Source organism: Sphingomonas sp. Leaf37, assembly GCF_920939475.1.
Lineage (GTDB): Bacteria > Pseudomonadota > Alphaproteobacteria > Sphingomonadales > Sphingomonadaceae > Sphingomonas.
The window spans coordinates 438,865-457,664 of record NZ_CAKLAX010000001.1; the positions used below are offsets into that span (position 1 = coordinate 438,865).

The following is an 18,800-nucleotide window of genomic DNA, read 5'->3' on the forward strand; positions in this document are numbered from 1 at the left end:
AAAGGGCCGCCTTACCCGCGGCCCTTTTCTTTTGCCGGCCATGGGTCTAGCGCCGCGTGGATCATGACCACCACACCCCTGGCCGTCGTGCTCGTCTCCGGCGGGCTCGATTCGATGATCTCCGCCGCCAGTGCGCGCGAGGCGGGCTATCGCCTGCTCGCCCTGTCGATCGACTATAACCAGCGCCACCGGGTCGAACTCGCCGCTGCACGGCGCGTCGCCAATATGCTCGGCGCGGAACGCCATATCGTCCTGCCGCTCGATCTGTCGGCATTCGGTGGCTCGGCACTGACCGACGACATCGCCGTACCCAAGGATGGCGTCGGCACCGAAGACGGCGGCGGTATTCCCGTCACCTATGTGCCGGCCCGCAACACGATCTTCCTCAGTCTGGCATTGGGCTGGGCCGAGGCGGCAGGCGCGCGCGACCTGTTCATCGGCGTCAATGCGCTCGATTATTCGGGCTATCCCGATTGCCGACCGGAGTTCATCCACGCCTTCGAAGGGCTGGCGGAGATCGCCACCAAGGCCGGTGTCGAGGGCCATCCGTTCAAAATCCACGCGCCGCTTCAGCATATGACCAAGGCCGATATCGTCCGCGAAGGTACGCGCCTCGGCCTCGACATGGGGATCAGCTGGTCGTGTTACGATCCGGCACCCGGTAGCCTGCATTGCGGCACCTGCGACAGCTGCCGCCTGCGGGCGAGGGGCTTCCAGGAGGCCGGTATCGCCGACCCGACGGTCTACGCCGTTCGGCCGTGATCCGATGAGCTACGCGGTCAAGGAGATGTTCCTCACCCTGCAGGGTGAGGGCGTGAACGCCGGACGGCGCGCGGTGTTCGTGCGCTTTGCCGGCTGCAACCTGTGGAGCGGACGCGAACAGGATCGTGCCACCGCGGTGTGCCGGTTCTGCGATACCGATTTCGTCGGCACCGATGGACTGGGTGGCGGCAAGTTCATTGATGCAAGCGCGTTGGCCACGGCGGTGGCAGACTTCTGGGGACCGGGCGACGACGAACGATTCGTCGTCCTTACCGGTGGCGAGCCGATGCTCCAGATCGACGACGCTCTGGTCGATGCGTTACACGATGCCGGCTTTCGCATCGCAATCGAAACCAACGGTACGCTGCCCGTGCATCCCGGAATCGACTGGGTGTGCGTCAGCCCCAAGGCCGGCAGCGTCGTCGTGCAGCGGTCGGGTGACGAGTTGAAGCTGGTCTGGCCGCAGGTCGGCACCGATATCGGTGAGATCGAACGCTGGGATTTCGCACATCGCCTGTTGCAGCCCATGGATGACGCAAGGGGCGTCGCGAACGTCGAGGCGGCGATCGCGGTGGTGATGGAGCGTCCGTGGTGGCGTCTGTCGTTGCAGACGCACAAATACCTCGGACTGCGTTGAGCCTTTGCGCGCAGCGGATGTGCTGTCCGCCTGCGCGCAATTTCCTTACCGTAGGGCGGTCTCCGTGCCCGTCGTCCTCGCGGTCGCCGCAACGGCCGTGGTTGCCGGCGGCCACGCGAAGATGCCGCATTTCTTGGTGACCCACTCGCCCTTCTTGTTCCAGCAGATCGGGTCGAACCGCGGCCTCGACGCGTAATCGCGGCCGAGATAGCGCTGGAAATGCTGCTCGCCGTACGGGATCAGGCTGTTCCGCAATTCACGGATACGGTCCATCGCCAGATCGCCGAAGCTGCCACGCGGCGTGAACGTCGCATCACGGCCGATTTCGCTCGCGGTCTGGCAAAAGCCGTATTGCGCCGCGACGGTCGCGAACGTCGAATAGGTGCGCGTGCCGAACTGGTCGAGCGCGTTCTGACCGGCCTTGGGCGTCTTTGCGACGCGATTGAAGTATTTGGTAAGCGTGTCGAACGAACCCTTCAGCTCCGCCTCATGGTCCTTCAGGATCGCATTGTAGTTGTTGACCGTCAGCAGGGTCGGCTCGAACTGGCACTGCAATGCCGCGACGTTGAGCGCCGCGCGCATGTTCCAGGCCATCGCCGCCCGCAACTCCGTCTCGGTCGCGCCCGGCAGGGGCTGGCCGAGCCCGTCTTCGTGGCCCTTCACGGTCGTGCCGCGAAAGTCGTGCGAGCGCAGGAAGAACTGTGCCGAGGCCGGCATCGCCGCCGTCAGGCTGATCGCCGCGCCGCCAAGCGCCAGCGCGGTACGCAACAGGGTCATTCGAACGATCCTCCCGGAGGAAACTTTATCGGGCGATTCTAGATGGTTTTCCGGCCAGACCCAATCCCCGATTAAGCATCTTTGGCAGGAATACGCGAAAAATGCGCCAAAGCGTTGGAACCAAAAGAAAAGGCCGCCCGGTTGCCCGGACGGCCGTTTCACGCACGTAATGATCCCGAAGGGATTACATTGCGTTCGTGGTCATGGTGTCGTTCGACATCATGGTGTCGTTCGACATCATCGTGTCGTTGGCCATCATGCCGCCGTTCATGCTGCCGTCGACGGCAGTCATGTTGTCGCTCATGGTGCCCATGTCGTCGGTAGCGTTCATGTCGGTGACGACGGTGTTGTCGGGGGTCTCGGTCTTCGGGCCACAAGCCGACACGGCGAGTGCAGCGCCGGCGATCAGCGAGCCGGTCAGGACCTTGGAGATGAGTGCACGCATTGGAAGCTCCCTAGATAACGATTTGGACGGCTTGCTGGCCCTTTAATACCCAAATCTCGGTGGACATTAATCGCATAACGCCCCGCCCTCAAGCCTCGTTTTCTGCATTGCAGGAAAGAGTGCCGAGAAACGACGGGGCGCTCAACGCAAGCGCGGCGTCAAAAGTTGCCAGATCATCGCCTTGGCCCAGCGCGGCAAGGCTGGTGACGGGGTATTCCGCAAGGCCACAGGGAACGATCCCGTTGAAATGGCTCAGATCGGGATCGACGTTGACGGCAAGGCCATGCAGCGTGATCCAGCGCCGGACGCGAACGCCGATCGCGCCGATCTTCGCCTCCTCGCCGCCATCGCGGGTCCAGATGCCGACGCGGCCGTCGGCCTGAAATGCCGCAACGCCCAGTTCGCGCAGCGCCGCAATCACCCAATTCTCCACCGCATGGACGAAACAGCGCACGTCGCGACCGCGCCGGTTGAGATCGAGGACGAGGTAGACGATGCGCTGACCGGGGCCATGATAGGTGTATTTACCGCCGCGTCCGGTCGCGATCACCGGAAAGCGCGGATCGATCAGGTCGCGCGCATCGGCGCTGGTGCCCCCGGTGTAGACCGGCGGATGTTCCAGCAACCAGATCAGTTCGCGCGCCTCGCCAGCCAACACCGCCGCCGCGCGCGCCTCCATCGTCGCCAACGCCTCGTCATAAGGCGTCAACCCGGGCGTCACCCGCCATTCGATCCCGTCGATCTCGGTCATGCGGTGGCATGTGCGGGACGGGACCGCCGGTTGCAAGATCGTGCCCCATTCAGCTCGCCGCCCGACCCGGACGTCCAAGGTCATGGCCAAGCCGCGGCGCTTGAGCTAACCGGACGGACTTGCGGGCAGAATGGGGTCGCCGGATGGTCAGGATGGGCAATGTGTGGGATCGCACCGGCGAGGTGCTGAACGGGCGCGGCGGCATGCTGGCCGGTATCGCCATCCTGACGCTGTTCGTACCCGGCGCGATCAATGCCGCCTACAAGATCTTCACGCCGGCGAGCAGTGCATCGGTCGCGGTCGGCATGCTGCTGACGCTGGCGGCCACCGTCGCGGCTCTGTGGGGGCAACTCGCGATCATCGCCGCGGCCAGCGATCCTGCCACGACCCGCGCCGCCGCCAACCGACAGGCGAGCGCCCGGCTGGTCCCGGCCGTGCTCGTCGCGCTGGTGCTGGGTGTCGCATTCTCCATCGCGTTCATGCCCGCGATCCTGCTGCTCGTCGTCGCCGGCTTCGATTTCGCCATCGCCTTCGGGGGCGGCACACCCGCACCGCCGATCGCGCCGGGCGCGGGGCTGCTCGCGGCGCTGTATATGATCGTCGTCCTGATCGCGGCGCTGTTCCTGTTCTCGCGCCTGCTGCCGCTCTATGCCGTCGTGCTGTACGAACGGCTGTCGATCGGTGCGATTGCCCGGACGTGGCGGCTCACCCGCAAGCATACCTGGCGGCTGGTCGGCGTCATCCTGCTGTTCCTGATCGTGCTGATGATCGCGACATGGGCGGCGCAATCGGTCATCGGCCTCGTCGCCCGGCTGGTGCTGGGCGGCAATGCCACCGCCACCGTGACCTACATCGCGGCGCTGGCCGGACAGGCGGTATCGACGGGGCTGACCCTGGTCGCCGTCGTCTTCTCGGCACAGGCGTACGTTGCGCTGACCGAGCGCGAACGGCTGCTGCGCGAACGTCGCGAACAGACGGTCGCCGCGACGTGAAGGTGACGCTCGCCGCCTTGCTGAGCGATGCGTGGGCGATGTTCCGGCGGGACGCCGATCTGCTGCTGCGTGTCGCGGGGCTGTTCTTCTTCCTGCCGACCTACGCCCTGCTGCTGCTCGTCGGCCCGTTACCGATGCCCGATGCCGAGATCGTCGATACGACCGCGCGGGCGCAGGCGTGGATGACCGCGCTCGATGCGTGGGTGGGCGACTATGGTCTCGGTTCGGTCGGCGCCTATGCCATCACCTATTTCGGGCTGGCGGTCGTGTTCTGTCTGTTCCTGTCGCCGGAGCGCCCGACGGTCGGCGAAGCGGCCCGTCGCGCCGGCCTCACCTTCCCGCGGTTCATCCTGGCGATGGTCGTCGTGTCGATCCCGGCGGGGGCGGGCATGTATATCCTGCTGCTGCCCGGCCTGTGGCTGATGAGCCGGTTCATGCTCGCCGGCCCGATCCTGTTCGCCGAGGCGCCGACCGGCGCGATGGCGGCGGTGGGGCGGTCGTGGCGGATGACCCGGCGCGGCCAGTTCTCGCTGCTAGGTGCGATCGTCACCGTCTATCTCGCCGCCATCCTCGCCGGCCAGCCTTTCATGCTGCTGTCACGCTGGCTGGGTGGCGACGGTAGCGCGAATCCCATCGGCGTCGCGATCGTCGAGGCATTCGCCGCCGGCGTCGCGATGCTGACCCAGCTGGCCGGCGCGCTGATTGCGGTCGCCGCCTATCGCCGGCTGCGTCAGGCCGGGGCGGCCAGATAGGGAATATGGCTGCCGGCATCGGGCGGCAGCAGTCCCAGTACGCGCGGATCGGCGAACGTTTCGATCGTCCGCCGGATCGCGACGAAACCCTGCGCGCGGTAGAAAGCGAGTGCAGATGGATGGTCGAGCGTGCAGGTGTGCACCCACAGCCGCGCGACACCCGGCAGCCACGCGCGCATGAACGTCTCCGCCATCAGCCACCGGCCGTGACGCTTTCCGGCGAGTTCGGGCACCAGTCCGAAATAGGACAGCTCGCACGCATTCGGATGGCGGAAGTCGAGTTCGACCAGTCCGATCTCCACTCCGGCGCGATCGGCCACCGCATGGATCTGAACGTCGCGATCGTGGATGATCGCGGTCAGCGCCGCATCGTCCATCGCCAGCCGCGAATACCATAGCCAGGGCCCGCCGACGCGGCGAAACAGGGTCCGGTAGCGGGCGGGATCCGGACGGTCCCACCGCACCAGCCGCAAGGGCGAGGCGGGCAGGGGGCGCAACGGCGGCCGTCGCGTCATCTCCAGCGTGGTGACGATCGTCGCCAGTTCTTGCGGATCGACGGGGATCAGCGCCACGCCGTCATTCCCATGTCGCGAGGGGCGGCAGGCTCATCAGGATCGCGTCGATATTGCCGCCCGTCTTAAGGCCGAACAGCGTGCCGCGATCGTAGACCAGATTGAATTCGGCGTAGCGCCCGCGCCAGTTCCGCTGGGCCGTCACGTCCGCATCGTCGAACGGATCGTTCATCCGCCGTCGTACGATTCGCGGATAGGTGTCGAGGAATGCCTCGCCCACCGCGCGGGTGAAGGCCAGGTTCGCGTCGAAATCGCCCTCCAGATGATCGTAGAAGATGCCGCCGACACCGCGATGGACCTGCCGGTGCGGGATGTAGAAATAATCGTCCGCCCATTGCCGGAAGCGGGGATAATGTGCCGGATCGTGCGCGTCGCACGCGGCCCGCAGTGTCGCATGGAAGTCGGCGGTATCCTGTTCCACCGGCAACGGGGGATTGAGGTCCGCACCGCCGCCGAACCAGCGTTTGGTGGTGACGAGGAACCGCGTGTTCATGTGCACTGCGGGCACGTGCGGATTGGCCATGTGCGCGACGAGGCTGATCCCGGTCGCGAAGAACCGCGGGTCGTCGCCCGCGCCATGAATGGTCTTGCCGAATTCGCCGTCGAGCAATCCGCCGACGGTCGAGACGTTGACGCCGACCTTCTCGAACACCTTGCCCTTCATCACGCCGCGCACCCCGCCACCGCCCGGCGCCCCCGACGGATCGGTGCGGTCCCACGCGATATAGTCGAACGCCGCATCCGACCCCGCCTCGCGCTCGATGCTCTCGAACTCGGCGCAAATCCGGTTGCGCAGCGATTCGAACCAAGTACGGGCGGCGGTCTGTTCGGCGTCGAGGGTCAGCATCATGGCGCCTTACCGAACCGGGCGTACCGAAGTCGAGCGCCGCGCTGCCCCGATTCACGGGAAGGCGAGAAGAAGGCAGAGCCATGCGGAGGCTCGGAGGCGTCGTACTCACGCCGGCGTCCGCCGCCCTCGCCGTTGTGAAAGCTTCTTCTTCCTTGTTCTCCGCGTCTTCGCGTGAACATCACGTGGGCCACCCTCCGGTCTGCCGCAAAGCCTCAGCCGCCACGATCCCCGCAGACACCGACAGGTTCATCGACCGCAATTGCGGTGCCATGGGGATGACCACCCGCGCATCGGCCCGCGCATGCACCTCCTCCGGCACCCCGGCGCTCTCGCGGCCGAACAGCAGCACGTCGTCCGCTGCAAACGCGAAACCGTGCAACGGCGTTGCCCCGCCTGTCGTCAGCAGCACCAGCCGCCCCGTGGCCTGACCGGCGAAGGTGTCCCAGTCGGCATGACGGGTCAGCGACACGTGATCGATGTAATCCATCGCCGCCCGCGCGACCCGCTTGTCGTCCCACTGAAAGCCCATCGGCTCGATCAGGTCCAGCGCGATGCCCAGACAGGCGCAGGTGCGCATCACGGCGCCGACGTTGCCGGCGATATCGGGTTGGTAGAGCGCGATGCGCAGGGCCGTCGTCATGCCGCATCCCTAACGTCGCGCAGCCCGGTGGTAAAATGCTGTTGGCAAAGCGATGGCGTGCCGTCTATCAGGCCAGCAGCCCGCCGTGGGGATGGTAGGGCTCGGTGGGCGCTCAAATCCCGACTCCTCACGGCGGTGAGGCGTTCCTCCGCGATAATAAAGGTTAGGGCAGAGACGAATGGCGACTGACAACATGGTTCCTCCCGGTGAATCGCCGGAGCCGTTCCACGAGGAAGTCCACGACCCCCGCCGCCGCGATTTCATCAATATCGCTGCCGTGTCGTTCGCCGGGGTTGGCGCGCTCGCGATCGTCCTGCCGCTGATCAATCAGATGAACCCGTCGGCGGACGTGCTCGCGCAGTCTACCACAGAGCTCGATCTGTCGAAGATCCAGCCGGGCCAGGCGATCAAGTCGCAGTTCCGCAAGCAGCCGTTGTTCGTCCGCAACCTGACGCCGGCGGAGATTTCCGCCGCCAATGCGGTCAGCATTTCCGAGCTGCGCGATCCGCAGACACTCGCCGAGCGCACCAAGCCGGGCAAGGAAAACTGGCTCATCACGCTGGGCGTCTGCACCCATCTGGGCTGCGTACCGCTCGGCGCGGGCGAGGGTGAGAACAAGGGGCCGTTCGGCGGCTATTTCTGTCCGTGCCATGGTTCGGCCTACGACACCGCGGCACGGATCCGTCAGGGACCGGCGCCGAAGAATCTCGTCGTTCCCGATTACACATTCAATTCCGACACCGTCGTTACGGTCGGCTGAGGGAGACCCGGATCATGAGCTTTCCCTGGGCCAAGCATTACGAGCCTAAGCAACCGCTGATGCGGTGGCTGGACGAGAAGCTGCCGCTGCCGCGCCTCGTCTACAACGCCGTCGGCGCGGGCTATCCCGTGCCCCGCAACCTCAATTATTTCTGGAACTTCGGCGTGCTCGCCGGCGCCGCACTGGCGATCCAGATCGTCACCGGCATCGTGCTGGCGATGCATTATGCCGCCAACGCCGGTGTCGCCTTCGGGTCGGTCGAAAGCATCATGCGCGACGTCAATGCCGGTTGGTTTCTGCGCTATGCGCATGCCAACGGTGCGTCGATGTTCCTGGCGGTCGTCTACATCCACATCGGTCGCGGCCTCTATTATGGGTCGTACAAGGCCCCGCGCGAGATGGTGTGGCTGCTCGGCGTCGTCATCTTCCTGTTGATGATGGCCACCGCCTTCATGGGCTACGTGCTGCCATGGGGCCAGATGAGCTTCTGGGGCGCGCAGGTCATCACCGGCTTCTTCTCGGCGATCCCGCTGGTCGGCGAAACGATCCGCGTGTGGCTGCTGGGCGGTTTCGCGCCGGACAACGCCGCGCTCAACCGCTTCTTCTCGCTGCACTATCTGCTGCCGTTCGTCACGGCGGGCGTCATCATCTTGCACATCTGGGCACTGCATATCCCGGGGTCGAACAATCCCACCGGCGTCGAGGTGAAGGGCGAACAGGACACCGTGCCGTTCCATCCCTATTACACCGCCAAGGATGCGGTCGGGCTGGGCGTGTTCCTGCTGCTGTTCGCGGCGCTGATCTTCTTCAGCCCGAACCTGCTGGGTCACCCGGACAATTACATCGAGGCGAACCCGCTCTCGACGCCCGCACACATCGTTCCGGAATGGTATTTCCTGCCGTTCTACGCGATCCTGAAGAGCTTCACCGCCGACTTCATCATCGATGCGAAGCTGTGGGGCGTGCTCGCGATGTTCGGGTCGATCCTGCTGCTGTTCTTCCTGCCGTGGCTCGATACCTCGCCGGTCCGTTCGGCGAACTATCGTCCCAAGTACCGCATCTTCCTCGGCATCCTGCTGCTCGATGTGGTGGTACTCGGCTATGTCGGCGGCGCGGAGGCGAATGCCCGCAACGTCATCATGGGCCAGATCGCCTCGGCCTATTATTTCGCCCATTTCCTGATCATCCTGCCGTGGGTCGCACGTTCCGAACGTCCGCGTCCGCTGCCGAATTCGATCACTGAAGCGGTGCTCGCGAAGCAGGGCGGCACCAGCCCGGTCCAATCCGCGGCGCACGCCTGAACCGACTGGGGATAACAGACCATCATGCCTCGCATCATCGCATCCCTGATCGGCGCAGCGTTCGTCTTCGTGCTCGCGCTGGCGCTCTTCGGCACCGCCCGGACCGCCATCGAGGAGCCGGCGGCGGAAAGTGCCGAACACGTCTTCCATCTGCATCCCGAGGATATCGGGCTGTCCTCGAACGGCTTCTTCGGGAAGTTCGACAACCAGCAGCTGCAGCGCGGCTTCCAGGTGTACAAGGAGGTTTGCGCCGCCTGTCACAGCCTGAAGTACGTGTCGTTCCGCGACCTCGGCAAGATTGGCTATTCCGAGCCTGAGGTGAAGGCGATCGCCAATCAGTGGGCGATCGAACAGCCATCGGTGAACCCCGAAACGGGTGAGGCGGCGACGCGCAAGAACGTGCCGTCCGATCGCTTCCCGTCGCCGTTCGCGAACGAGGTCGCCGCCCGCGCCGCGAACAACAATGCGCTGCCGCCCGACCTGTCGCTGATGACGAAGGCGCGCCACGATGGTTCGAACTACGTCCATGCATTGCTGACGGGCTATCGCCAGCAGCCGGCGGCGCTGCTGAAGGAGTTCCCGGGCGCGAAGACGCCGGAGGGGCTGCACTACAACCCCTATTTCGCCAACCTTAACATCGCGATGCCGCCGCCGATCACGTCGGATGGTCAGGTGACCTATTCTGACGGCACGAAGGCGACCAAGGACCAGATGGCGCGCGACGTGTCCGCATTCCTGACGTGGACGGCGGAACCCAACCTCAACGCCCGGCACGCGGCCGGCGTCGCGGCGGCGCTGTTCCTGCTGATCTTCTGCTTCCTGGCATGGGGCGCCTATCAGAACGTCTGGCGCGACGTGAAGCATTGACCGCCGCGCCTTCGGGCGTAGCGACCGATCATAAAACGGCGGCTGGAGCAAATGCTCCGGTCGCCGTTTTCGTATCATCCCCTTCCGTCATCCCGGCGGACCCCGGGACCCGTCAAGGCAAGCGGCTGGCAGTCGTGCCCGCCCGCGGGATCATCCCATCCATCGATCCAGGCGTTCGTCAGAATAACGCAGCAGGGACGGTGGTGAGTTGGGTCGGCCGCGTCAGGTTGACCTCCCGCCACCACGGCACCACAGCTTCGCCCATGAACGATGATCTCAAGGCGCTGATCCGCACCATCCCCGACTTCCCGAAGCCCGGCATCCAGTTCCGCGACATCACCACCTTGCTGCTCGATCCCGCGGGGTTTGCGACGACGATCGAACGGATGGCGGCGGCGGCGATCGGTCCGATCGATCTCGTCGCCGGGATCGAGGCGCGAGGCTTCCTCTTCGCCGCCGCGCTCGCGCTGCCGCTGCGTGCCGGTGTGCTGCTCATCCGCAAGGACGGCAAGCTGCCGGGGGCAACGATCGCGGAGGATTATACGCTGGAATACGGGGAGGACCGGATCGTCATGCACGAGGACGCGCTGGTGCCCGGCCAGCGCGTGTTGCTGGTCGACGATCTGATCGCCACCGGTGGCACCGCCCGCGCGGCAGTCCGCCTGCTCCGCAAGGCGGGGGCGGCGGTGGAACAGGCCCAGTTCGTCGTCGACCTGCCCGATCTGGGCGGCGCCGAAACCGTGCGCGCCGATGGCGTCCGCGTCGATTCGCTGATCCAGTTCGCCGGTCATTAACCGTTCAGCCGGAACTTGCGACAAGTCGCCCTCGTTGAACGACGATCGGCGCGTATCTGCCTTTGCTCGCGCCCCTCGATGACGGGAGAGCATCATGTTCCTGAAGCGTCTGGCCCTTGCTGGCCTTATTTTCGGTGTCGGCATCGGCACCGCGGCTTGTACGGACGGATACGGCTATAGCGGCGTGTCGGTCGGTTACGGCGGTGGCGGTTATTATGGCGACGGCTACGGTTATGCCGATCCCTATTACAGCGGCGGCTACGCCGGCTATCCCAGCTACTTCGGCTGGTATGGCGACTATTATTATCCGGGCACCGGGATCTACGTCTACGACCAGTATCGCCGGCCGTTCCGCTGGAACAACACGCAACGGCGCTATTGGGAGGGCCGCCGCAACACGTGGCGCGGCGATCGCAACTTCCGCAACGACTGGAACGGGTTCAACCGCAACAACGGCCAGTGGCAGGGCAATCGTACCCCCGGATACCGCAATGACGGCTATCGTGGCGATCGGACGCCGGGCTATCGCGGCAACCGCGGCGACGGGACACCGGGCTATCGTGGCGACGGCAACCGGGGCGATCGGACACCCGGCTATCGTGGCGACGGTAACCGCGGTGATCGCGGTAACTGGCGCGGCAATCGCCCCAATGTATCCGGGCAGTCCGTCACCACGCCGCGCGTCGCGAGGCCGGACGCCAACCCCGGCGGCAACCAGCGTGGCTGGGGCGGCAATCGGGGCCCGGGCGGTAACAGGGGCTGGGGCGGCAACCGCACCGGCGGCAATCGCGAACGGCGCTGACCTGCACGACCGTCATCTCACGCAGGTGGGATGACGGTTGCGCCCGACGGACTAACGCGGTCTGGTTTCCACCAGACCGTTCGACACGAACGTCATCACCACGATGTCGTCCTGATTGAACACGGACATCCGGCTCTTGAAGATGCCCATTTCGGGCCGGCTGGCGGAGCGACGCTTTTCCAGCACCTCGCTTTCGCAGCGCAGCCGGTCGCCCGGATAGACCGGCTTCAGCCAGCGCAATTCGTCGATCCCCGGCGATCCCAGTCCCGACTGGGCGTTCGCCTTCAGATGTTCGACGAGCATCGCCATCGTCATCGCACAGGTATGCCAGCCGCTCGCCGACAATCGGCCGAAATGGGTCTTCGCCGCGGCCTCGTCCGACAGGTGGAACGGCTGTGGATCGTACTTCCCGGCGAAAGCGACCACTTCATCACGGGTCACCGGATAGTCGCCGAAGCTGGCCCTGGTCCCGACCTCGATATCCTCGAAATACTGCACGGCCGCTCTCCTATCGTTTCAACACCTGCCTAAACGGTGCGTCGCTGCCGTCCAGTCCGGCGGCCATGGGCAGTCCGATCAGGTCGCGCAGCAGCGGATTGATGTCGGTGTTGTCGAAGCCCGCGAGCCGCTTGCCACCGACGAAGGCCGGCCCGCTGGCGATGAACAGCGCCGCCATGTCGGGCGCACGATTGTCGTAGCCGTGGGCACCGCCGTGGAAGGCGTCGGCGGTCGCGCTCTTCAGGATCAGCCAGCCCGGTTCCGCCAGGCAGACGTACGGCGGGATGCGGGGATTGCCGCCATAGCGGAACCGCGCCGGCACCGCATTCTTGCGCCAGCACGTCATGTGCGGATGCGGCCGGAGCAGCGCCGCCTCCAGTGCGGCTTCGCGCCCCGCCACCGGGAACAGCGTCGCATAGGGGCCGCTTTCCAGCAGGCGATAGTCGGTCACGTTCGCCACACGGTCGAGCGGGATCGTGCGCGTGCTGTCGGTAGCGGCCATGCCGTGGTCGGCGACGATCACCAGATTGGCCGGCTGTCGCAGCTCGCGCAGGCCCTGCACCAGTCGACCGATCTGGACGTCGACGTCCGCTACCGCCTGTGTCGTTGCCGCCGCCTGCGGCCCGTTGGCATGGCCGGCACTGTCGACCGTGTCGAAGTATAGCGTCACGAAGCGCGGGCGCGTCGCCTCCGGTCGGCGCATCCAGTCGATCACCGCATCGACGCGGCTCGTGCCGGTCACCGCCTGATTGAACTGCTGCCAATCCTTCGGGCGGGTCGCATCGCGGATCGCGCCATGGCTGTCGGGAATGATCGTCCCGCCCCAGCCCACGTTGGCACCGGGCCAGAACATCGTCGCGGTCCGGACGCCCGCCTTCTCTGCGGTCACCCAGATGGGTTCTGCGGCGTTCCACCAGAACGGGTCGTCGCTCGCCATCGTGAAGGTTTCGCCCGGACGTGCGGGGTCCTCCATCCTGTTGCCGACGATGCCGTGATGGTCCGGCACCTTGCCGGTCACCAGCGTCCAGTGATTGGGGAAGGTGACGGAGGGAAACGACGGCCGCATCGACGCGCTGACACCGCCGGCAGCAAGTGCGGACAGGTTCGGTGTCACCCCGCGGTCGAGGTAATCGGGCCGGAAGCCATCGATCGACACGAGGATGGTGACCGGCGCCCCCATCGTCCGCGGTATCGGCGCCGGGGGCAGGGTCGTGCCCGACGCTGCCGGGGCGGGCTGGGTCACCGGCGAGAGGGCCGGCGGCGTGTAGGGCAGGGCGCAGGCGGCGAGCGACAGAATGGAGCAGGCGAGGGGAATCAGTCTCACGAGGCGATCGTCCCGGACGTGGAAGCCGGAGCCGCCTTACGCGGGAGCAGGCCAGGGCGACAAGGTCACCCGACACCGGTTTTGCGGGTCCTTCCTTCAGGCACTCCGCACCATCGGATGGCGACGTCCTTGCCAAGGCAGGGCGTCGCTTACCTGCCCCTCCGTCACGGCTAAGGCCGCGCCACCTCCCCCTCGCGGGGGAGGATTTGAAAAACCGGCCGTTTCAGGGACGAGACGGTTTTCGCTGCGATCCGCGGACATTGACGTGAGCTCAACTTCATTTTTCCCCCGCAAGGGGGAGGTGGCGCGGCGTAGCCGTTACGGAGGGGAGGTACGCGCCGTCTCGTGCGATCGATCACGACCGCCCGTTCTCTCGACACCGGTCGGGCATCGACGAACGAGGCACCAGCAAAGTTCTTTCCCACGGGGACATCGCCCGTTCCGGAGGGGGAGATTACGAGATCACACGTTGAAGCGGAACAGCATCACGTCGCCGTCGTGGACGACATACTCCTTGCCTTCCTGCCGCAGCTTGCCCGTTTCGCGCGCGCCGGCTTCCCCCTTGCAGGCGATGTAATCGTCGTACGCGATGGTCTCGGCGCGAATGAAGCCGCGTTCGAAGTCGGTGTGGATTTCGCCTGCCGCATTCGGCGCCTTTGCACCGGCATGCACGGTCCACGCCCGCGCTTCCTTGGGACCGACGGTGAAGAAGGTCAGCAGGTGCAACAGCTTGTATCCGGCGGTGATGACGCGGGCGAGGCCGGTTTCCTCCAGCCCAAGCTCGGCGAGGAATTCGCCGCGATCCTCGGGCGCCATCGTCGCGATCTCGGCTTCGATCGCCGCGGATACGACGACCGCCTCGGCACCCTCCGCCTTCGCCTTCTCGAACACCTTCGCCGACAGCGCGTTGCCGTTCGCCGCATCGCTCTCGTCGACGTTGCAGACGTACAGCACCGGCTTGGCGGTGATCAGCTGCGCGCCCGCGAACACGCGGGCTTCCTCCGCATCCTTGGGCTGGGTGAGGCGAGCAGGCTTGCCCTCGCGCAGCAACTCGAGCGCCTGGCCGAGCACCGCTGCACCGATCTTCGCCTCCTTGTCGCCCTGCTGACCCTTCTTGATCAGGTTCGGCACGCGCTTCTCGAGGCTTTCGAGGTCGGACAGCATCAGCTCGGTCTCGACCGTCTCGGCGTCGGCGATCGGGTCGACCTTGCCCTCGACATGCGTCACGTCGCCATCGGTAAAGCAGCGCAAGACGTGGACGATCGCATCGACTTCACGGATGTTGCCGAGGAACTGGTTGCCGAGCCCTTCGCCCTTCGACGCGCCGCGGACGAGGCCGGCGATGTCGACGAACGCGAGCTGCGTCTCGATGATCTTGGCCGATCCCGCGATCTCCGCCAGTTTGTAAAGCCGCGGATCGGGCACCGCGACGTTGCCGACGTTGGGTTCGATCGTGCAGAACGGATAATTGGCCGCCTGCGCCGCCGCCGTCTCGGTCAAAGCATTGAAGAGGGTGGACTTGCCGACGTTGGGCAGGCCCACGATACCGCAGCGGAAACCCATGGGAACACTCGCGTCTGGATAGGGAAAGCGCGCGCCTTACCGGTTGCGCCGCCGCTTGGCCAGTCGCGAGCCGCCAGTGCCAGTATCCGATCACCGAGCACCCGGTTCAATTCCTGGCGACAATCCTCTAGGCGACGGACACGATGCTGCCGCCGCTTCCCCAGACCGCCTCGCTGCTGCCCGCATTCGCGCCATGGTTCGATGTGGCGGGCCTCGCCGTGTTCGCCGTTTCGGGTGCCCTCGCAGCGGCGAAGCGCGGGCAGACCGCCGTGACGCTGGCCTTTTTCGCGCTCATCACCGGCGTCGGTGGCGGCACCGTGCGCGACCTGCTGATCGATGCGCCGGTGTTCTGGGTCCACGACCCGCGGGCCGCGACCGTCTGCCTGGCGATGGCGGCGGCGGTGTGGGTGACGCCCGAGCGCTGGTGGAAGGATAGCGCGCTCGACTGGTTCGACGCGATCGGCCTCGCCGCCTATGCCGTATATGGCGCGGCGAAGGCGGTCGGCTATGGCGTGCCACCGGTGCCCGCCGCACTGATGGGCGTCGTCACCGCCTGTGTCGGCGGTATTATCCGCGATGTGCTGGCAGGGGAGCCGTCGATCCTGATGCGGCCGGAGCTGTACGTCACGGCTGCGGCGCTGTCGTCGTCGCTCTACGTCGCATTGGGTCTGGCCGGACTGGCGGGCGCGCCCGCAGCGGTCATCGCCGCCGCCGCCGGTTTTGCCCTGCGCGCGATGGCGATCCGCTATCACATCGCCTTGCCCGCCTATCGCAGCCGTCCCTAGGCGATCAGGACGTCAGCGACTTGACGTACAGATAGAGGAACATGCCGAGTCCGACGGACAGCAGCAGCGGAGAGGCATGGCGATAGAGGTTGATCTTGCCCGTCAACGGTTTGCCCGAGAAACGCGCCTCCACGATCAGGCCGGTCGCGAAGAACGAACTGAACGCCGCCACCCCGATCACGACCAGCGCCATGACGACGGATACGGCGGATCGGCCATGCACCTTGTCGGCGAGCGCCGCCACGCCGGCCAGCGAGAAGAGGCATAGCGAGGTGAGGTGCTTGAGATAGTCGTACAGCATCGCATCGCCGCCGGTGCCGGCCTGCGCGTTGTCGTCGTTCATGCGTCTGCCTCCCGATCGGCTTCGGTCGCGATTGCCGCCTGCGACAGGGTCGTGGTCACCCTCGCACGACGCCGGTATCCGCGAAACGGCGCGGTTCATCGGGCGGTGTCGTGGGCTCCGCGAGTTCGCACTGCCAATAACCGACGTCGATCCACTGCCCGTGCTTGTAGCCGATCTCGCGGAAGACGCCGGCGCGGCGGAAGCCCACCGATTCGTGCAGGGTGATCGAGGTGCTGTTCGGCAGCGCGATCCGGCCGATCGCCTGGGTGAAGCCCTGTGCCCGCAACGTGTCGACCAATGCTTCGTACAGCAATCGCCCGACACCCTGCCTTTGCGCCACGTCGGCGACGTAGATGCTGGTCTCGACCACCCAGCGATACGCCTCCCGCTCCGAAAAGCGCGTCGCATAGGCGTAACCCAGCACACCCCCGGTCGCATCGCCGTTGGTGGCGACGATCCACGGGTACAATCCGGCGGACGAGGCCATCCGGGTCCGCATCGCGCGGGTATCGGGCGCCTCCGTCTCGAACGAAACCGTGCCGGCAAGCACGTGGGGGGCATAGATCGCGGCGATCGCGCCCGCATCCTCGGGCGTCGCCGGGCGTATCGCGATCATCCTACAGTCCGACCCGGGCCAGGATCAGGTCGAGCAGCCGGGCGTCCGACCCTGCGGTGTCGCTCGGCCCGAGGCCACCGCATTCCAGGCAGCGGACCTGTACCGATCCGGCGGTGGCGAGGCGCTTCACGTCGCCCAGCGCCTGTGCGAGCAGCCCGCGCCGCTCCGCCGCGATCCGCGCGAACACGTCGCCGCCGGTCGCGTCGTCGTCGTCCTTTTCGGCGAAGCTGGCTGCGATCTGTGCCGCGAAGCCGGGCTCCTTTTCCAGATATTCGGCATGGATCTTGGCCGGATCGAGCCGGGCGCGTTTCGCCGCCTCCGCGATCGCGTCCTGCAACCCGCCGAACCGGTCGACCAGCTTCAGCTGCCGTGCCGTGCCGCCATCCCACACGCGCCCCTGTGCGATCTGGTCGACCCGCTCGGGCGTCATGCCGCGCGACTGTGCGACCCGGCCGAGGAACTGGCGATAGCCGTTCTCGATACCCGCCTGCAGGATCGCATCCAGCTCCGGCGTGGTGCCGGCGTACACGTCCGGCTGTCCCGACAGCGGCGTCGACTTCACGCCGTCGGTCGTGACACCGATCCTGGCCAGCGTCTTCTCGAAGGTCGGGATGATGCCGAAGATGCCGATCGATCCGGTGATCGTCGCCGGCTCCGCAAAGATCACGTCACCGGGTGTCGACACCCAATAGCCACCCGACGCGGCCAACCCGCCCATCGAGACGACGATCGGCAGCCCCTTCTTCTTCGCTTCCAGGATCGCCAGCCGGATCCGCTCCGATGCCAGCACCGATCCGCCCGGCGAATCGACCCGCACCACCAGCGCCTTCAGGTTCTTGGTGGCGAGCCCGTTCAGGATCAGCTTGGCGATGGTATCGCCGTGCGCGCTGCCGGGGCCGCCCTCGCCATCGACGATGTCCCCGGCGATCGTGACGACGCCGATGCCGTCGCCCGCCTTCGACAACGGATGGGCGCCGATCCACGCGTCGTACCGGATCGTCGTAAAATTGCCGATCGGCTTGCGTGTATCGCTGCCAACCAAGGCGGCGACGCGCTGGCCGAAGGCGGTGCGGTCGCCCAGCTTGTCGACGATGCCCGCCGACAGATTCGCCCTGGCGATGTCTCCGTTCGCCGCGACGATCACCCGTTCGGGACTGTTGAGGAACTGCGCCACCTGCGCTCTCGGCCGCGCTTTGGCGACCGCGTCCTGCCACTGGCCGAACAGCGATCCGAGCAGTTGCCGGCTCGCCTCGCGCGCCTCCGGGCTCTGGTCGGTGCGGGTATAGGGCTCGACGAAGCTCTTGAACTTGCCGACGCGGTAGACGTGCGTGTTGACGCCCAGCTTGTCGATCAGACCCTTGTAATACAGCTGGTTGCCGCCCGGTCCGGTGAACAGCGTGCCGCCCAGCGGGTTGACCCAGATCTCGCTCGCGTTCGCCGCGAGCCGATAACCGGAATCGGTGTAGGCGGTCGCATAGGCCAACACCGGCTTTTTGGTATCGCGGAATCGGCGGATCGCATCGGCGATCTCGTTCAGCGTCGCCGGATAACCGCCACCGAACCGGTCGAGGTCCAGCACCAGTGCCTTGACCCGATCGTCGGTCCGCGCCTCGTCGATCGCGCGCAGCACATCGCGGGCGCGATATTGCCGCGGCATCGACTGCCCCGACAGCGCGGCGAACGGCGCCTGCTCCTCGGGCTGTTCGACGATGGTGCCGTCGAGGTCGAGCACCAGCGCACCCGTCGGGATCGCCTTCGTCCCCGGCCGCGCATTGAGCGCCGCGAACAGCAGACCGAAGAACAGCAGCATTGCGATCAGGACCAGCCCGTCCTTGATCGCCACCAGCAGCTTCCATGCGCCCTGAACCAGCTTCACGTCATGCTCCTACAAACCTGCTCCAGCGCTAGAGCAGGGGAGGGCGCGACGCAACGGCCCGTATTAGGATGGTAAGACAGGGGCGCCGGCATG

The 18,800-nt window shown here is 66.1% G+C and carries 22 protein-coding genes; 10 read left to right on the forward strand and 12 right to left on the reverse strand.

What is annotated here, in order from left to right:
* Nucleotides 1-63 precede the first annotated feature (63 nt).
* Both queC and queE read left to right on the forward strand, forming a co-directional pair.
* A complete protein-coding gene (gene queC, locus LRA87_RS01835) occupies nt 64-762 on the forward strand; it encodes a 7-cyano-7-deazaguanine synthase QueC (protein WP_230628698.1) in 699 nt (232 codons plus the stop codon).
* Between the two features lie 4 nt (nt 763-766).
* A complete protein-coding gene (gene queE, locus LRA87_RS01840; RefSeq protein ID WP_230628699.1) occupies nt 767-1,399 on the forward strand; it encodes a 7-carboxy-7-deazaguanine synthase in 633 nt (210 codons plus the stop codon).
* Between the two features lie 45 nt (nt 1,400-1,444).
* On the opposite strand, the gene LRA87_RS01845 is transcribed toward queE, so the two are convergent.
* The 3 genes from LRA87_RS01845 to lipB all read right to left on the reverse strand — a co-directional run bounded on the left by LRA87_RS01845 (nt 1,445) and on the right by lipB (nt 3,372).
* Entirely contained in the window at nt 1,445-2,176 is a 732-nt protein-coding gene (locus tag LRA87_RS01845; protein ID WP_230628700.1) for a hypothetical protein, read from the reverse strand.
* Nucleotides 2,177-2,360: 184 nt separating this feature from the next.
* Nucleotides 2,361-2,621: a hypothetical protein gene (locus tag LRA87_RS01850; RefSeq protein ID WP_230628701.1), complete on the reverse strand. Its 261-nt coding sequence runs from the start codon at nt 2,619-2,621 to the stop codon at nt 2,361-2,363.
* Nucleotides 2,622-2,709: 88 nt separating this feature from the next.
* A complete protein-coding gene (gene lipB / locus LRA87_RS01855; RefSeq protein WP_230628702.1) occupies nt 2,710-3,372 on the reverse strand; it encodes a lipoyl(octanoyl) transferase LipB in 663 nt (220 codons plus the stop codon).
* Between the two features lie 119 nt (nt 3,373-3,491).
* Here lipB and LRA87_RS01860 point away from each other — a divergent pair, with 119 nt between their 5' ends.
* On the forward strand, nt 3,492-4,364 hold the full coding sequence (locus LRA87_RS01860) for a hypothetical protein (protein WP_230628703.1): 873 nt from the start codon (nt 3,492-3,494) through the stop codon (nt 4,362-4,364).
* Entirely contained in the window at nt 4,361-5,116 is a 756-nt protein-coding gene (locus LRA87_RS01865) for a hypothetical protein (RefSeq protein ID WP_230628704.1), read from the forward strand. The genes LRA87_RS01860 and LRA87_RS01865 overlap by 4 nt, the downstream gene beginning before the upstream one ends.
* On the opposite strand, the gene LRA87_RS01870 is transcribed toward LRA87_RS01865, so the two are convergent.
* The 3 genes from LRA87_RS01870 to LRA87_RS01880 all read right to left on the reverse strand — a co-directional run bounded on the left by LRA87_RS01870 (nt 5,095) and on the right by LRA87_RS01880 (nt 7,178).
* Entirely contained in the window at nt 5,095-5,688 is a 594-nt protein-coding gene (locus LRA87_RS01870; protein ID WP_230628705.1) for a GNAT family N-acetyltransferase, read from the reverse strand. The two genes, LRA87_RS01865 and LRA87_RS01870, sit on opposite strands and share 22 nt — an antisense overlap.
* 4 nt (nt 5,689-5,692) lie before the next feature.
* Nucleotides 5,693-6,538: an oxygen-dependent coproporphyrinogen oxidase gene (gene hemF, locus LRA87_RS01875; RefSeq protein WP_230628706.1), complete on the reverse strand. Its 846-nt coding sequence runs from the start codon at nt 6,536-6,538 to the stop codon at nt 5,693-5,695.
* A gap of 178 nt (nt 6,539-6,716) precedes the next feature.
* Nucleotides 6,717-7,178, reverse strand: a complete 462-nt coding sequence (locus LRA87_RS01880; protein ID WP_230628707.1) for a tRNA (cytidine(34)-2'-O)-methyltransferase — start codon at nt 7,176-7,178, stop codon at nt 6,717-6,719.
* Nucleotides 7,179-7,356: 178 nt separating this feature from the next.
* On the opposite strand from LRA87_RS01880, the gene petA reads away from it, so the two are divergent.
* The 5 genes from petA (at nt 7,357) to LRA87_RS01905 (ending at nt 11,702) form a co-directional block, all read left to right on the forward strand.
* Nucleotides 7,357-7,938 (forward strand): ubiquinol-cytochrome c reductase iron-sulfur subunit, encoded by a 582-nt coding sequence (gene petA, locus LRA87_RS01885; RefSeq protein ID WP_443024820.1) that lies wholly within the window; start codon nt 7,357-7,359, stop codon nt 7,936-7,938.
* Between the two features lie 14 nt (nt 7,939-7,952).
* Nucleotides 7,953-9,239, forward strand: coding sequence for a cytochrome b (locus tag LRA87_RS01890; RefSeq protein WP_230628708.1), 1,287 nt, complete (start codon nt 7,953-7,955; stop codon nt 9,237-9,239).
* A gap of 24 nt (nt 9,240-9,263) precedes the next feature.
* Complete coding sequence (locus LRA87_RS01895; protein ID WP_230628709.1) at nt 9,264-10,106, forward strand: cytochrome c1; 843 nt, start codon at nt 9,264-9,266, stop codon at nt 10,104-10,106.
* A gap of 263 nt (nt 10,107-10,369) precedes the next feature.
* On the forward strand, nt 10,370-10,900 hold the full coding sequence (locus tag LRA87_RS01900; protein ID WP_230628710.1) for an adenine phosphoribosyltransferase: 531 nt from the start codon (nt 10,370-10,372) through the stop codon (nt 10,898-10,900).
* A 94-nt stretch (nt 10,901-10,994) separates the two neighbouring features.
* Nucleotides 10,995-11,702, forward strand: a complete 708-nt coding sequence (locus tag LRA87_RS01905; protein WP_230628711.1) for a hypothetical protein — start codon at nt 10,995-10,997, stop codon at nt 11,700-11,702.
* Between the two features lie 51 nt (nt 11,703-11,753).
* Here the strand turns inward: LRA87_RS01905 and LRA87_RS01910 are convergent, their stop codons facing one another.
* The 3 genes from LRA87_RS01910 to ychF form a co-directional block, all read right to left on the reverse strand.
* Nucleotides 11,754-12,200 (reverse strand): MaoC family dehydratase, encoded by a 447-nt coding sequence (locus LRA87_RS01910; RefSeq protein WP_230628712.1) that lies wholly within the window; start codon nt 12,198-12,200, stop codon nt 11,754-11,756.
* 10 nt (nt 12,201-12,210) lie between these two features.
* Nucleotides 12,211-13,380 carry an alkaline phosphatase family protein gene (locus tag LRA87_RS01915; RefSeq protein ID WP_230629779.1) on the reverse strand — a complete coding sequence of 390 codons (1,170 nt, stop codon included), beginning with the start codon at nt 13,378-13,380 and terminating at the stop codon, nt 12,211-12,213.
* 606 nt (nt 13,381-13,986) lie between these two features.
* On the reverse strand, nt 13,987-15,087 hold the full coding sequence (gene ychF / locus LRA87_RS01920; protein WP_230628713.1) for a redox-regulated ATPase YchF: 1,101 nt from the start codon (nt 15,085-15,087) through the stop codon (nt 13,987-13,989).
* 143 nt (nt 15,088-15,230) lie between these two features.
* Here ychF and LRA87_RS01925 point away from each other — a divergent pair, with 143 nt between their 5' ends.
* A complete protein-coding gene (locus tag LRA87_RS01925) occupies nt 15,231-15,872 on the forward strand; it encodes a trimeric intracellular cation channel family protein (protein WP_230628714.1) in 642 nt (213 codons plus the stop codon).
* Between the two features lie 4 nt (nt 15,873-15,876).
* Here the strand turns inward: LRA87_RS01925 and LRA87_RS01930 are convergent, their stop codons facing one another.
* From LRA87_RS01930 to sppA, 3 genes are read right to left on the reverse strand one after another with little or no spacing between them, the layout of a single operon-like run.
* On the reverse strand, nt 15,877-16,215 hold the full coding sequence (locus LRA87_RS01930; RefSeq protein WP_230628715.1) for a hypothetical protein: 339 nt from the start codon (nt 16,213-16,215) through the stop codon (nt 15,877-15,879).
* 55 nt (nt 16,216-16,270) lie between these two features.
* Nucleotides 16,271-16,831, reverse strand: coding sequence for a GNAT family N-acetyltransferase (locus LRA87_RS01935; protein WP_230628716.1), 561 nt, complete (start codon nt 16,829-16,831; stop codon nt 16,271-16,273).
* A gap of 1 nt (nt 16,832) precedes the next feature.
* Nucleotides 16,833-18,707, reverse strand: a complete 1,875-nt coding sequence (gene sppA / locus LRA87_RS01940) for a signal peptide peptidase SppA (RefSeq protein WP_230628717.1) — start codon at nt 18,705-18,707, stop codon at nt 16,833-16,835.
* Between the last annotated feature and the right edge of the window lie 93 nt (nt 18,708-18,800).